Here is a 13,809-nt window from a genome sequence, read left to right as displayed (position 1 = left end):
CCGCAGGACCGCGCGAGCCGCTCCGGCGCACGGTCACGTCCGCGGACAGGCGGTTGGCCAAGGCCGAGCCGCCCGTCGGCCCCCGGGCCACCATGGAGAAACTGCTGATGAATTCCTCCGATTCCGCCCTGCGCCCGGTCCTCTCCATCCGCCGGACCAGGGGGACGACCGCCCGCTCGGCGGCAGCAGGTACAGCACTGCGGCCGCGGGCCTGCAGGAGAGTTCCCGTTACCGTCAGTTGACTCCGGGCAGCAAGGATTGGTCCTCACGTGGGGCATGCCGTTCGAGATGGACGCGGTGGCTGGTGGCGTTCTGGGAGAGGGCGAAGCCCAGGATGAAGACCTTCTGCCGGTCGAGGCCGTAGGAGATCATGCGGTTGTTCCACAGGCTCTGATCGAGCTGGTTGTGGATGGACTCCGCGTCACTGCGGTGGGGGTAGACGAGTTGGTGGGGCGAGCGTGGCTTTGGGGATCTGCTGAAGGTACTCGGCCCGATGGATGCCGCGCTCGATGTCACTTGGTCGCCGCTTGCCAGTTGAGTCGTCCCAGACGCCGCGGTCGTCGGGGGTGGTGATGCCGACCTGGACACGGTGAGCGTGGTCGCCGTGACGGCACGGAATGCGCAGCAGGTGGTACCAGCGGCTCTTGTCGCGGCCTTCGCGGTGCTTCGAGTCGGGTGACCGGCACGGGGGCAAGGACGCTGGTGCCGTCGTCGAGGAGGATACGTTCGGCGATGCGGCCTTGGTCGCACCACAGGTCGTGCCGGCTCGTCCGGGGCGTAGCAGCTCGTACGCCCGGGGTTTGACGGAGGCGTGCTGCTTGTTGATCACCAGCAGCCCGAGGCGGGCGAGGGCGTCGCGATGGACGCCGCGGAACGCGCCGTCGTAGACGACTCCCATGCAGCCGGGCAGCTCAGGTCGGAGGCCGGTGAAGGCGCGCACTGCAACAACGGCCTCATCCTCGTATTCGCCCCCGGCGACATGCCGGAAACAGAGGATGACCCGCCGCCAGTAGCCGTCGTCCCGACCGGATGCGAAGAACCACTTCGTGCCGCGGGCGACTCGTTTCTCCTGCTCGCCGTTCTCGTAGTACAGACGCGCCGCCGGGTCGACCCGGCGCACGAATGTGTCTGCTGATCAGCGTGCGTAGGTCGGGCCACTCGGCGAGCAGCAGGTCGTGACTGAGGAAGGCTATGAGGTCGTCGCGCTGTCCCTCTGTCAGAACGGTGCGGTAAAGGGGGTCTTCGAAGTTGAGCGGTGCGGAGGTGTCCGCGGGCTCGGCGGGTGGTGACGCAGTGTGTCCGTAGTCGCTGGTTGTTGGTGTTGCGGAAGCCGAACGCGTTGCGGGCGGTGAGCTTGATCATGCGGTTGATGCCTTTTAGCGGGCTCCACCACTGCCCCGGGTACCGTTCGATCGTGCTGCCGTACTCGAACAGACCGTCCGCCGAGGCCATTCTCGCCGCCGTCCCCACTCTCGCTCCCTACGCCCGGCCCGCGGTCGTCCTACATCCGACGCCAGGGAAACCGGGGCACCAGGACAGCTCCATCGCCGGGCCGATGCTCTGGCCGGCACACGAGCCGTGGCCGCACTGCTCCGTGCCGGACGAACAGGAGCCGTCCGGGCTGCCGCCCGTGGCAATGGTTCCGGTGGTGCAAGTCTTGCGACGGGATGCGCCGGGAGACTGGTGGCCGCAGGGCGCCGATGTGTTCCAGCTGCTGTGGTGCCCGAACCCGCACTGGGACCCCCCGGCTCCGCACGCGGACGGAAGCCCGGTCGTGGAGATCCGCTGGCGGCGGGCAGCCGACCTGCCGCAGGAGCCCTTTCTGGCACCCGCGCCCGTGCGGCAGGAAGAAGAGGACTACGGCTTCTCGCCCCGGCCGTGCCTGCTGACCCCCGTGCCGCTGACAGATTTTCCCTACCCGGGGGAACTGCCGGACGACGTCGCGGATGACGTGGAACGGCTGGTGGAGGAGACCTCCGGCGAGGACGGGGGCGACGTCATCACACGCGTGGCGGGATGCAAGTTCGGCGGCTGGCCCACCTGGCACCTCACTGAACCGTGGGAGTTTCGCTGCCGTGAGTGTGACACCCCCATGAGACTCCTGTTCACCGTGGCCAGCGACCACACCACACGTATCACCGTGGGCAGATGGGGAGACCTCCGGGTGTTCAGCTGCCCCGTGGACATCCGGCACGGCTACGAGTTCGACGTGCACTAACCGAAAACGCGACGACCCGAGCCACAGAGCGAAACAGCGAAGAGGTAGCGAGTTCGTAGGCGTTGGTTGTCGGCGTTGCGGAACCCGAAGGCGGCGCGGGCGACAAGTCTGATCACGCGGTTGATCCCTTCGCTCTTGGCGTTGCTGTGGCCGGTGTCGATGAACGCTTCGATCTCGCTCCACCAGCGGTCGACGGTGGTGGTGAGCTGGCAGACTTCGGGAATGTCGGAGTCCGCGCACCGGGTGAGGAACCTCCACCGCGCGTGGCCGATGCGGTGGCGGTCAGCACCGGTGCGGGCCAGAGCGAGGAGGTTGCGCAGGGACTCCTTGGCGATCCACGCCGTCAGCAGGATGCGGCCGATCTTCCCCTCGGCCAGCAGCGGGTTCCACATCTTCGCGAACTGCTCATCGGCGAGGTCCTCGCGCTTGCGCAGCAGGCACCGCCTCGCCTTCCACTCCGGGTCACTGGCGCGTCCGCGACGTCCGCGGACCTCGGCGGTGGTGCGGCGCCGGACCATGGAGAGCATCTTGTTGGCGAGCTGGACCACGTGGAAGTGGTCGACCACGACGGTGGCGTCGGGCAGGCCGGTGCGGATCGCGGCCGGTAAGTGGCCGACATGTCGATCGCGACGTGGCGGATGTTCTTGCGCCAGGTCAGCGGGGTGGTGGACAGCCAGGCCAGGACGTCGGCGACGGTGCGGCCCTCGACCTGGCCGAGCAGCCCGCCGTGGCCCAGCGCGTCGACGAGCCCGGTGTGCCACCGGTCCCGGGTCAGACGCCACTTGCCGCTGTCGGGGTCCTGCTCCCACTTCGTCTTGCCCCGCCGGGTCTCGTCGATGCCTAGCACCTTCACCTCGGGCAGCGGGGCGTCGACGACCTCGCGCGCCGATGTACGGAAGGCGCGCATCACCGTCGGCCAGGACAGATGCAGGTCGCGGGCGGCCTGGATGACCGTGGAGCCGGCATCGCGCACCCGACGCCCGGCCGCCTCACGCAGCCGGGCCGTGATCCGTGCCCCGGCCGGTATCTGGGCAACGGTCTCGGTGAACGACTTTCTTGGGCACTTCGGCTCGCGGCACCACCAGCGGCGCTTGTGCCAGAAGAACTCCAACCCTCGTTCCCCATACGGCAGATTACGCGGCCGGGTCACCGCCGGACCCTTCACCCGGGAGGCGATGACCCCGCAGGACGGGCAGGCCCGCGCCGCCTCGTCCGCCGTGATCAGGTGCACCCGACGCGTCCCGTCGGCCAGTGACTCGACCCGCACGACGGATACCCCGTCGAGGTCGAGCAGCAACGTCGTATCGTTGACCAAGCCCGTGGCTCCCCAATGATCCTTCTGCGTAGAGAACAGAAATGATCACCCACGGGCGTCCTGCGTCCGGGGCCCCGCCATGCACATTGCCCACCGTGACGAACAGTCAGCGCGCCTGACGAGACGCACCGCTCAAGTTCGAAGACCCGGTAAAGGCCCATGCGCTGCCGGGGTCGGTCGAGGTCGTAGGCGCGCAGGCCCAACCACACGACACGCAGTGGCAACTCGATGCGACCGTGCACAGGACCGGCCAGATCCTTGAGCGAGCTCGTCAAACGGCGCGCGTACCGGGCACGCAGCACGTCAGCCGCGGGAGGTGAGGAACTGGCCGGCGGATCCACGTGCGGATTTTCCGCTCACGGCGACAGGCCAGACCCCTCGGAGCTGTCCGCAGCGCCACGTAGGTCTGCAGGCATCCGCCCGATGTCCTCGGCCAGCGTCGCGGGTGTGGAGACCCGGCCGACTCGAACGGAGAGAGCACCCGGAGTGTCAGCCGGATCAGCCTCCACCAGGTAACCCACTTCCGACAGGATGCCGAACAGGGCCGCGTGCAGATGACGTCGAGCGGCCTCCTGCGCACGTTCCGCCGCGCCCATGGGCCAGCCTCGCAGCTGTTCGTCGGCTGCGGCGCGACGCAGACTACGAGAGACGAACCACTCCACGTCGACTGATTCGCCGCGATCAGTAACCACAACACTGTGGGCGCGGTAGCGGTCGTCGTTGTCCGCTTCGGGTAGTCCGGCGGCTGCTAGAAGCGTCCGGACCTCCAGCCTCAATGGACCACGACTTGGAGGTTGGCGTCGATGCTGAGCACTTGTCACGGGGCATGCTCATCGGTCAGGAATGAGTGGTCATTCGACGAGAGTGATGACGCCGTCAGGAATCCAGCCCTCGAGATACCCACGTAGAAATGGACCGAGTTCGCGTGGATGTACATCAAAATCTGCGTCCTCGACGTCCGGCAGCGGATGCCAGGCATAGTCGGCCGTAACGGAGCGGGCGCTGACGCGGAGACTGATCGACCTCACTCTGTTGTGACGGACGACGAAGATATGTGTCGATTCATCCAGACCGCCTCGCTCCGGTGGTGGGTTGAATCTTCCGACTACCGAAGTGCGTGCGAGGAACCAGTGACCGGCCGCCAAGAAGACTCGCCGTGAACTCTGCACAGCAGCATACGTTCTTGGCGGTCGATCGCGGCCAACACATTGCAAGGCGAATTCTTTCGGAATGCACTCATCATGCCTTGAGCGTCCGTCAGAACCGATACCCACGCCTCCGCTGAGTAGAAGAGGAATGAAGCCGACAACAATCCGGTGATTCACTGAAGTGAGATCCAGCTGTCCCTGTGTCCAGCCCGTGACGATGTAACAGCCACCGACGTGATCTGAGGACAGGCCCTGACCTGCAGCGATCAGCTAAGCGCTTCCCGAAGTGGCGAGTTTGTGTTCCGGAGTTCGCGTTTCCGCAGGTCATGGGTCTGCCTGGGGGTGCGAGTGGTCGGGTAGGGGTGGTAGGAGTAGGGGACGGACGTGGTCGAGAGCAGGCGCATCAGGCGCCTGAGGGGGTGGGCCCGCACTCGACAGAGTGTCGCGCCTTCCGGAGGTCAACTTCCGTGAGTTGCCTGGCAGTTGACCCCTCCAGTGGGCCAGGAAGCGGGTGACCGCTACCGTGCGCCCACAGGCGCGGAGTGGAGTTCGTGGACCAGTTGTGGGGTGAGGAGTTCGCCGGCGCGGTCGGCGAGGACGGACATTTCGTAGCCGACCAGGCCGATGTCGCAGCCGTCCGCGGCCAGGACGCCCAGGCAGCTTCCGTCGCGGATGCGGCCGACCATGAAGAAGCCGCCGAGCATTTCGATCATGACGAGTTTCATGCCGCGGAAGCCGTGTGCCGTCGCCGCGTTCTCGGCGAGGCTGGTGATGCCGGAGACGACGGCGGCCAGATGGTCGGCGCGGTCTCGGCCGAGGGTGTCGGAGGAAGCCATGAGCAGGCCGTCGGAGGAGACCGCGACGGCGTCGGTGACCCCGTCGGTGGTGCGTACGAACTCCGATATGAGCCAGCCGAAACTCTGCACAGGGGTGGTCACGATGACGCTCCTTGAGTGGTTCGGGCCTCGGCACGAGCGACACCTGCGCGGAAGCCGTTGAGAAGGGAGGAGACAGCGGGCCGGGTGGGTGGGAGTGAGGCGGTGGTGGGGTCCTCGGTGGGGGCGAGGAGACGTCCGGGGAGGGCCAGGAGGGCGGACAGGCCGCCGCCGGGGGTGTCGAAGAGCTGGACGTGGGTGCCGTCGCCGAGGCGGTGGGAGAGTCGGCCGACGACCAAGTGGCCGAGGTATCGGGCGGGTGCGGCGAGGAGAGCCTGGTCCCCGGAGTCGGAGAAGCGGGCGTGGGCTCGTTCCTTGTCGGCCGCGGACATGCCGACGCCGTGGTCGACGACGGCGAAGCAGTACGTGTCGTCCTCGGCGTCGTACCAGCCGTGCACCTCGACCGGTTCGGTCGGGGGCGAGAAGGTCAGGCCGTTCTCGATGAGCTCGGCCAGGAGGTGGGCGACATCGGCGACGGCGTGCCCGCGCACCCGCACCGGTTCCACGGTCGCGATCAGCACCCGTCGGTACTGCTCGACCTCGGCGACGGCGGACTGGGCGACCTCCAGGGCGTCGGCCGGCGCTGCCGTGGGGCGCGGCTGGTTGTGCCCGGCCAGCACCAGCAGGTTCTCGGCGTTGCGGCGCATCCGGGTGGCGAGGTGGTCGAGTTCGAAGAGTTCGGCGAGGGCGTCCGGGTCGAGTTCCTGGCGCTCCAGGCGGGTGATGAGCCCGAGCTGGCGCCGCACGAGGTTCTGGTTGCGGCGGCCGAGGTTGGCGAGCGATTCGGTGGTGGTGCGGCGCAGGCCGGCCTGCTGGGCGGCGAGGTGCAGGGCGGTGTGTTCCACCTGGTGCAGGGACTCCGCGACCTCGGTGATCTCGGCCGCGCCGCCCCGCAGCCGGGCATCCGGGGCGCCCGTGGCCGGCAGGTGCTCCACCTGGTCCGGTGGGGACTGCTGGATACGGGCGACGGCCTGGGGCAGCCGGTGCTGTGCCACGTCGTGGGCGGCCTTGGCGAGTGCGCCGAGCGGGCGGGTGAGGGAGCGGGAGGCGAAGGCCGCCAGGCCGGCGAGGAGGGCGGCCACGAGCATTCCCGCGGCGAGGTAGGCGGCGAGGCCCGTCCCGGCGTCGCGGCTGAGCCGGTCGGCCCGGCTGCGCACATCGGCACCGACCGACTGCTGGACGGCGTACAGGTCGTCGACGAGTACGGTCATCGCATCCCACCAGGTGCCGGCGTCCACACCCAGCGCGGAACCGTCGGCGGCGTCCTCCGCCCGGTTCTCGTAGGCGGTGGCGCGCCCCGCGTCCGCGGTCTCGAAGGCGTGCGACAGGGCCGTGCGCTGGGGTGGGGTGGCGACCTGCCGGAAGCGGGCCAGGGCGGCGACGCGAGTGGCGCGCACCTCGGTGAAGGCGAGGTACTCGCGGCCCTGGAAGGCACCCTCGGCGAACACGCCGTTGAGCAGCCCGCGTTCGAGGGCGACGGATTCCTTGGCCGCGGCGAGTTCCCTCAGCGCCGCGAGCCCGTCGCTCAGCCGGCGGTCGGTGCGCATCGCCGTCTCCGCCACCGGGTCGACGGCATTGAGGGCGTTGATGACGGTGGTGTAGAAGGCGAGGGTCGCGGACCGGTCGGCGGTGCCGCGGTCGGCAGTGGTGCGGATGTGGGTGAGGCGTCCCAGGTGGCGCCGGATGACGTCCTTGACGGCGCTGTCGTCGCGCATGCCGCGCAGCGCCGCGTCCACGCGACTGCGTGTGCCGGACAGCGGTGTGCGGAACCGCTTCTCCCCGCCCAACAGGCCGTTGGTCAGGCCGCGTTCGCGTTGGAGCTGATGCACCAGGGACTGGACCCGCAGGCTGAGGCCGACCTCGGTGCGCGTCGTCCGGGCGGCGTCGAAGGCCTCGGCTCGGCCCTGTACGGCGAGACCGGCCACCGCCAGCAGCAGGCAGATCGGGACCGTGATGACCACCGCCACCCGGCCCCTGATACTGCGCCATCCAGGCACCGGGCGACGGTCGGGGGCCGCACGGCCACCGCGCCGGCGCACGCAGCCGCCCTTTCCTAACCGGCCCTCGCCGATTGCGCCAAGTCTGCTGAGCAGCGGCCGTACCAGCTCCCACACCCTCATACGTCACGAAGCTAGCCCGGCCGCCCCGCCGAGCGGTTTCCCCGCTGTTAGGCGCGTGGGAAGTTCGGTTGCGCTGCTCTCACACCGAGGGCCGGGAGGCTGTGACGGGGCCGAGAGGCTGTGACAGGGCCGGGAGGCTGTGACGGTCACGGTCCTCCCTCGACCGCGTGCCACCGTTTTCGCTCCCCGCCCCCGCTCCCCGGCCATTAGTGCAGTTGATGTAACCGGTGCCCCCCATGCACTAATAGCCCCATGACCTACGTGATTCACGGCGCCACCGGCGCCCAAGGAGCCCCTGTCGTCGCCGCCCTCGCCGCCGCGGGCAAGTCCGTTGTCGCCCTCACCCGCAACGCGGCCGCCGATGTCCCCGGCGCGCGGGTGGTGGCCGCCGACCACTCCTGCACCGATGACCTGACCCGGGCCTACCGCGACGCCGAGGGAGTGTTCGTCCACCTGCCCGTGACCTCGGAAGACGACCGCCGGGGCTACGCACGCAACATCGTCGACGCCGTCCGCGCGGCCCGCCCCGCCCGCGTGGTGTTCTCCACCAGCGGGACCGTCGTCGGCGCCCCCGGCGACGACGGCAGCGCGGTGGCGACGCTGGTCGCCGGTCTGGCGGACAGCGGGGTGTCCCACGCGGTGATCGAGCCCCGGCTGTACTTCGAGAACCTGCTCCTGCCGTTCGTGGCCGGCGCCGTACGCGAGCAGGGCGTGCTGCGCTATCCGCTGCCCGCCGACTTCCGTGTCTCGTGGTCCTCCCACCTGGACATCGCCGATGTCGCCGCCGCGCTGTTCGCACTCCCGGGCGTCGACGGGGTGGTCTCCGTCGGGCAGTATCCGGCGATCAACGGGCAGGAGCTGGCCGAGGCGTTCAGTGCCGGGCTGGGGCAGGACGTGCGCTACGAGGCGATCACCCCCGACGCCTTCCGCACGGCCGCCACGCCGGTGATCGGCGCGGGTGCCGCCGCTGAAGTGGCGGCCGGCTACACGGCCATGCGCGCGCTGCCGGACCGTTCGATCGAGCCCGAGCGGTCCGCCCAGAAGCTGCTGGGCATCACCCCGCGGACCGCGAGCCAGTGGCTGACTGACATCGGTCTGTCCTGAGCGCCCGGTCGTTTCCCGCTTTCCGCTGCCTCCGGCCCGCCCTTGACCTCAAGTTAACTTGAGATTTTACGTTGCTTGCGCGGGCCCACCCAGGGCCGGACCGCCAGATAGCCAGATAGGCCAGATCGCCAGATAGCCAGATCGCCAGATCGCGGATCTTCCCGACCTATGGAACGAGGTACTCCCATGTCCCTGCCCCCGCTCAAGATCGGCGTCCTCATCGGCAGCGTCCGCCCCGGGCGGTTCGCCGACAAGGTGGCCCGGTGGTTCGTGGCCGAGGCCGGGCGCCGCGACGACATGGAGACGCACATCATCGACCTGTCCGAGCCCGCCCTCGCGGAGGAGCTCAAGCTCACCCTGGAGCGCTCCGGCGGCCCGGGTGACGCCCCGGCCCTGGCGCAGCGCATCGGCGGGCTCGACGGGTTCGTCGTCGTCACTCCCGAGTACAACCACGGCTACCCGGCCGTCCTCAAGCTGGCCATCGACTACGTCTACCGGGAGTGGCGGGCCAAGCCGGTCGGCTTCGTCTCCTACGGCGGTATGGCCGGTGGACAGCGTGCCGTGGAGCAGCTCCGTCAGGTTTTCGCCGAGCTGCACGCCGTCACCCTGCGCGACACCGTCAGCTTTCACATGGCCTGGGAGCAGTTCGACGACGAGGGCCGACCGTACGACCGCGACGGCACCGCCAAGGCCGCCGCCGTACTGCTGGACCAGCTCGCCTGGTGGGGGACGACCCTGCGCGAGGGGCGCGCCGCCAGGCCGTACGACGGTTGACGCCTCGCCCCCTCCCCACCACCCCACCGCGCCCCGCCCCCTCACATCACCCCACCGCAACCCGGCCGAACCGCCCCACCACCCGCAACTCGGCCTCCACCCGCCCCGCCGTCTCCATCAGCTCCGGCAGTACCTCCCGCACGCACTCCTCCACAGACCGCCGAGCCGCGTGCATCGCCACGTTCATCGCGGCGACCACCCGGCCCGTCCGGTCCCGTACCGGCACCGCCACCGACCGCAGGCCCGCCTCCAACTCCTCGTCCACCAGGGCGTATCCGCGGTCCCGGACGTCCGCCAGGGTCGTCGCCAGGGCCGCCGGGTCCGTGAGCGTGCGTGCGGTCAGCGGGCGTAGCTCGAGGCCCGGCGGCGTCAACCCGCCGTCCTCGCCCCGGAGATCCGCCAGGAGCACCCGCCCCAGCGATGTCGCGTACGCCGGCAGCCGTGTGCCGACGGTGACGTTCACGCTCATCACGCGGGTGGTGGCGGCCCGGGCGAGGTACTGGATCTCCTCGCCCGAGGGGGTCAGTACCGCAAGGGACGCCGACTCGTGGACGCGGTCGGCCAGTTCGGCCAGGTGGGGGGTGGCGATCCGGTCGAGGGGCGTGCGGGACAGGGGCGGGTAGCCGAGGGACAGTACGCGGGGGGTCAGGGTGAAGGTGCGGCTGCCCGACTGGGTCACCAGGCCCAGGTGCTCGTAGGTGATGAGGGCCCTGCGGGCGGTCGCGCGGGCCAGTCCGGTCGCGCGGGACACGTCCGTCAGCGTCAGCTCCGACCGGCCCTCGCCGAAGGCGGTCAGTACGGTCAGTCCGCGCGCCAGCGACTCCACGAACTCCCGGCCCAGTTCCTGCTTCGAGGCGCCGGTCCAGGTGGCGAGACCCGCCGGGGGCGGGCCGGGGCTCGGGACCGGGGCCTCGCGCAGTGTGCGTTCCATCTCCGCCACCGCCGTGCGCAGGCGGGGCAGAAGCGTCTCGCGCAGGTCCGCGGCGGTGTGCCGGCTGGTGTGGCTCACCACGTTCGCCACACACGCGATACGGCCGCCCGCCCGGGGATCCCGCACCGGTACGGACACCGCGACCAGCCCCGGCTCGATGAGCTGGTCGTCCAGCGCCCAGTGGTCGCCCCGCGCCCGCGCCACCCGGTGCTCGAACTCCGCGTCGGAGGACGGGTGGTGCACCTGCCACGGTACGGCCGGAAAGCCCCGGTCGTCCGGATCGGCCGCCCGGCGCTCGCGCCACGCCCGCCACTGCGCGTCCGTCCACTCCGTCGCGAACAGCGGGCCCGGCGCGGTGCGTTCGGCGGGGAGCAGGTCGCCGATGCGGAAGCTGAGGGACATCGCGCGGCGGCGGGTCGCCTGGTGGATGAAGCGGATGCCGTCGCGGTCGGCGACCGCCAGCGACACCGACTCGTCCAGCTCGTCGGCGAGCGCGTCCGCGGGGGAGGAGAGGAGGTCCGGCAGGCCGAGGGCGGCCAGGTAGGCGTTGCCCAGTTCCATGACGCGCGGCGCCAGGACGATGTCGCGGCCGTCGAAGCGGACGTACCCCATGCGGGCGAGCGTGGACGCGATGCGGTCCACCGTCGAGCGCGCCAGACCGGTGCTCCGCTCCAGCGCGCTCGCGCTCAGCGCGCCGTCGGCCTCCGTCAGCCGCCGCAGCACCGCCACCCCCCGGATCAGCGGTGTGACCGCCTCCGCCGGTACGGCACGGTCGTCGTCCAGGGTCGTCTTCGCGGGCATCGGCTCTCCGTACGGCGTTCGCGGCAGCCCTAACCGTAATGCGATCCACGCGCGCGTACGGCGATCCAGGCGCCCGTCCGCGCACCCCCCTGCTCCCGGCTCACTCCTTGCTCACTCCTTGCTCACCCCCGACTCACCCGCACCCGGTACGCGCCCGTCAGATCCACCCCGACCACCGCCACCCGCACCCCCCGCTTCTTGTCCACGAACTCCTCCCCGGGCCCGAACGTGGCGTCCGACAGTTCGGCGTGGACGTTCGGGCTGCGGGTGCAGCCTCCGCTGTCCTCGTGGGAGTCGATCACCTTCACGGGGCCCATCCCGGTGTCCACGTCCGCGTCGACCTTGTAGATGAGGACGCCGGGGCGGCACACGGCCTCGTCGTTGCCCTCGCGGGTGCGCAGTTCGACGGCGTAGCCGGTGCGGCGGTTCAGCGGGACGAAGACCAGCTTGGGGCCGCCCTCGCGGGCCAGCGGCGTCAGCGTGTACTCGGCCGTGCCGCGGGCGGCCGCGCACCGTACCTGTGCGTCGTCCAGCCAGGACAGCTTCCACTTGTGCCAGGCCAGCAGGTCGTTGTTGGCCCCCCAGTCCTCGCTCATGATGTCCCAGTGGCCGACCGCGCCGCCGCCCTCGGCGGTGTACAGGTCGGGCAGGCCGAAGACATGGCCGTTCTCGTGCGGGAGGACCCGGTAGCCGGTGCGGTGGTAGGTGCCGGAGCCGTCGTCCTGGCGGGAGTAGACGAAGGACGCGTTGGCCACCGAGACGCCGTCGGCGACCGGGGCCTCGGCGTTGCCGGCGAAGGTCACGGACAGGACCGTGTCCAGGGCGGAGGGCCCGGCGTTCGGTGTCACCAGCACGTTCAGGAAGTCGTACGACCGGAAGTCCACCTTGGGATCGGCGGCGACCACGATGTCCTGGACCAGCTTCCGGTACCCGGGGTCGAAGGGCGCGCCGCGCTCTATGCCGTACGCCCGGAAGGACTTGGGCATGCGCAGCCAGTCGCGGATGGGGGTCTCGGGGCGGTAGTCGAGGCGGCCGTACGAGCTGGTGCGGTACCAGTCCCGGGTCTGCGGGAAGAACTCGGCGAAGCGGTCGAGGGCCCGGCCGCGGCCGGGTGTGTCGGGGAAGTCGACCATCAGGGTGAGGCCGCGGACGGTGCCGGTGGAGCGGGCGTAGCCGCGGACCGTGGGTATGCCCTCGGACATCTGGACGGTCGAGCGGCCGCTGATCATGCAGGGGCGCAGGGCCGAGGGGTGCTCCGGGGAGACCGGGCCGGCTCCGGCCACTGTCGAGGTGCCCGCCGTGAGGTGCCCGGTGCCTGCCGAGGTGCTGACCGCCAGGGTCAGGACGGCCACGGAGGCGAGGGCGGCCACACGGCGGGGGCGTATCCGGCGTTTCGGCTGCATGCATGGGCCCTTCAGTCCATGGCAGCCGCCGGACTGCGCGCTGCGCCCTCTCGATCACCCTGTGTCGAGGGGTGGGCGGGCGCGCGCTGGAAGAGACCGAACGTGGGTTCTTCGGCGAGAAGGGTGTGATCTAGGCCACGCGGAATATTTTCCGGACGGGGAAATAACCGGGGACCCTCTCCCCGTTTAGCCATGTGTCCGAGCGAAACGGGGACACCTTCCCCGGATCGCCACCCGTCGGCATACAGTCATCATTCAGCAGCATCAGGAGTAACCGTGCAGACCGTGACCCCCGTACCGCGCAAGGCGCCCCGGCCGCGCGCCGACGCCCTGCGCAACCGGGAGCGGATCGTCAGCGCCGCCCGGGAGATGTTCGTCGAGTTCGGCCCGGACGTGCCGCTCGACGAGATCGCCCGCCGGGCCGGCGTCGGCAACGCCACGGTGTACCGCAACTTCCCCGACCGCGACGCGCTCGTCCGCGAGGTCGTCTGCTCCGTCATGGACCGTACGGCGGCGGCCGCCGAGCTCGCGCTCGCGGAGACCGGGGACGCCTTCGGGGCCCTGGAGCGCTTTGTGCACACCGCCGCCGACGAGCGGATCGGCGCGCTGTGCCCGATGGTCCAGAGCACGTTCGACAAGAACCACCCGGATCTGGAGGCGTCGCGGGAGCGGACCGAGCAGCTCGTCGGGGCGATCATGGACCGCGCCAAGGCGGCCGGACAGCTCCGCTCCGACGTGGACGTCGGGGACCTCATGCTCGCCGTGTCCCAGCTCAGCCGGCCGCCGGCCGGAACCGGGTGCCGGATCGCCGACCGCTTCGTCCACCGCCACCTTCAGCTGTTCCTGGACGGACTGCGGGCCCCGGCCCCTTCGGTCCTGCCGGGTGCGGCGCTGACCATGGAGGACCTGCGCAAGGCCTGACCGATTAGTTCTCTGACCGATTAGTTCAGAGCGCAACAGCAGTCACTACACCGAATCTCACCGGCCGTCACCGCCGACGAGCCGCCGTCCCCTTCAGTCGGTCCTTTTCAGTCCTTTTCCGACTGAACAGTCTTTTTCC

Annotated in this window: 11 protein-coding genes and 1 pseudogene; 4 read left to right on the top strand and 8 right to left on the bottom strand. The window is 70.2% G+C overall.

Annotated features, from left to right (window positions below):
* Window positions 1–234 precede the first annotated feature (234 nt).
* Both ACP4J3_RS20705 and ACP4J3_RS20700 read right to left on the bottom strand, forming a co-directional pair.
* Complete coding sequence (locus tag ACP4J3_RS20705) at window positions 235–372, bottom strand: hypothetical protein (protein ID WP_426536488.1); 138 nt, start codon at window positions 370–372, stop codon at window positions 235–237.
* Between the two features lie 49 nt (window positions 373–421).
* Window positions 422–1,120 (bottom strand): hypothetical protein, encoded by a 699-nt coding sequence (locus tag ACP4J3_RS20700; RefSeq protein ID WP_426536486.1) that lies wholly within the window; start codon window positions 1,118–1,120, stop codon window positions 422–424.
* Window positions 1,121–1,648: 528 nt separating this feature from the next.
* On the opposite strand from ACP4J3_RS20700, the gene ACP4J3_RS20695 reads away from it, so the two are divergent.
* Complete coding sequence (locus ACP4J3_RS20695) at window positions 1,649–2,218, top strand: hypothetical protein (protein WP_426536484.1); 570 nt, start codon at window positions 1,649–1,651, stop codon at window positions 2,216–2,218.
* On the opposite strand, the gene ACP4J3_RS20690 is transcribed toward ACP4J3_RS20695, so the two are convergent.
* The 4 genes and pseudogenes from ACP4J3_RS20690 to ACP4J3_RS20675 form a co-directional block, all read right to left on the bottom strand.
* Window positions 2,215–2,766, bottom strand: coding sequence for an ISL3 family transposase (locus ACP4J3_RS20690; RefSeq protein ID WP_426536482.1), 552 nt, complete (start codon window positions 2,764–2,766; stop codon window positions 2,215–2,217). The two genes, ACP4J3_RS20695 and ACP4J3_RS20690, sit on opposite strands and share 4 nt — an antisense overlap.
* 356 nt (window positions 2,767–3,122) lie before the next feature.
* A pseudogene (locus tag ACP4J3_RS20685) lies at window positions 3,123–3,449 on the bottom strand (helix-turn-helix domain-containing protein); the annotation flags it as partial.
* A gap of 1,750 nt (window positions 3,450–5,199) precedes the next feature.
* Window positions 5,200–5,619 (bottom strand): roadblock/LC7 domain-containing protein, encoded by a 420-nt coding sequence (locus ACP4J3_RS20680; RefSeq protein ID WP_426536480.1) that lies wholly within the window; start codon window positions 5,617–5,619, stop codon window positions 5,200–5,202.
* On the bottom strand, window positions 5,616–7,583 hold the full coding sequence (locus ACP4J3_RS20675) for a sensor histidine kinase (RefSeq protein WP_426536478.1): 1,968 nt from the start codon (window positions 7,581–7,583) through the stop codon (window positions 5,616–5,618). Before ACP4J3_RS20675 ends, ACP4J3_RS20680 begins: the two co-directional genes overlap by 4 nt.
* A gap of 405 nt (window positions 7,584–7,988) precedes the next feature.
* Between ACP4J3_RS20675 and ACP4J3_RS20670 the strand changes: the two genes are divergently transcribed.
* Window positions 7,989–8,840: an NmrA family NAD(P)-binding protein gene (locus ACP4J3_RS20670; RefSeq protein ID WP_426536476.1), complete on the top strand. Its 852-nt coding sequence runs from the start codon at window positions 7,989–7,991 to the stop codon at window positions 8,838–8,840.
* 186 nt (window positions 8,841–9,026) lie between these two features.
* Complete coding sequence (locus tag ACP4J3_RS20665) at window positions 9,027–9,614, top strand: NADPH-dependent FMN reductase (protein ID WP_426536474.1); 588 nt, start codon at window positions 9,027–9,029, stop codon at window positions 9,612–9,614.
* A gap of 46 nt (window positions 9,615–9,660) precedes the next feature.
* On the opposite strand, the gene ACP4J3_RS20660 is transcribed toward ACP4J3_RS20665, so the two are convergent.
* Both ACP4J3_RS20660 and ACP4J3_RS20655 read right to left on the bottom strand, forming a co-directional pair.
* On the bottom strand, window positions 9,661–11,346 hold the full coding sequence (locus tag ACP4J3_RS20660) for an IclR family transcriptional regulator domain-containing protein (protein WP_426536472.1): 1,686 nt from the start codon (window positions 11,344–11,346) through the stop codon (window positions 9,661–9,663).
* A gap of 122 nt (window positions 11,347–11,468) precedes the next feature.
* On the bottom strand, window positions 11,469–12,749 hold the full coding sequence (locus ACP4J3_RS20655) for a M6 family metalloprotease domain-containing protein (protein WP_426536470.1): 1,281 nt from the start codon (window positions 12,747–12,749) through the stop codon (window positions 11,469–11,471).
* Window positions 12,750–13,025: 276 nt separating this feature from the next.
* On the opposite strand from ACP4J3_RS20655, the gene ACP4J3_RS20650 reads away from it, so the two are divergent.
* Window positions 13,026–13,670, top strand: coding sequence for a TetR/AcrR family transcriptional regulator (locus ACP4J3_RS20650; RefSeq protein WP_426536468.1), 645 nt, complete (start codon window positions 13,026–13,028; stop codon window positions 13,668–13,670).
* Window positions 13,671–13,809 lie beyond the last annotated feature (139 nt).

Origin of the sequence: Streptomyces sp. UG1, from assembly GCF_049974585.1 — a bacterium.
In the GTDB taxonomy this organism is placed as follows: Bacteria; Actinomycetota; Actinomycetes; order Streptomycetales; family Streptomycetaceae; genus Streptomyces.
Note: the sequence above shows the minus strand (reverse complement) of the source record. Positions and strands in the feature narration are given on the sequence as shown.

Excerpts from the sequence above, each read along its gene's own strand:
- ACP4J3_RS20660 (WP_426536472.1), bottom strand. The coding sequence starts at position 11,346 with ATGCCCGCGAAGACGACCCTGGACGACGACCGTGCCGTACCGGCGGAG.
- ACP4J3_RS20665 (WP_426536474.1), top strand. The coding sequence starts at position 9,027 with ATGTCCCTGCCCCCGCTCAAGATCGGCGTCCTCATCGGCAGCGTCCGC.
- ACP4J3_RS20655 (WP_426536470.1), bottom strand. The coding sequence starts at position 12,749 with ATGCAGCCGAAACGCCGGATACGCCCCCGCCGTGTGGCCGCCCTCGCC.
- ACP4J3_RS20705 (WP_426536488.1), bottom strand. The coding sequence starts at position 372 with ATGATCTCCTACGGCCTCGACCGGCAGAAGGTCTTCATCCTGGGCTTC.
- ACP4J3_RS20670 (WP_426536476.1), top strand. The coding sequence starts at position 7,989 with ATGACCTACGTGATTCACGGCGCCACCGGCGCCCAAGGAGCCCCTGTC.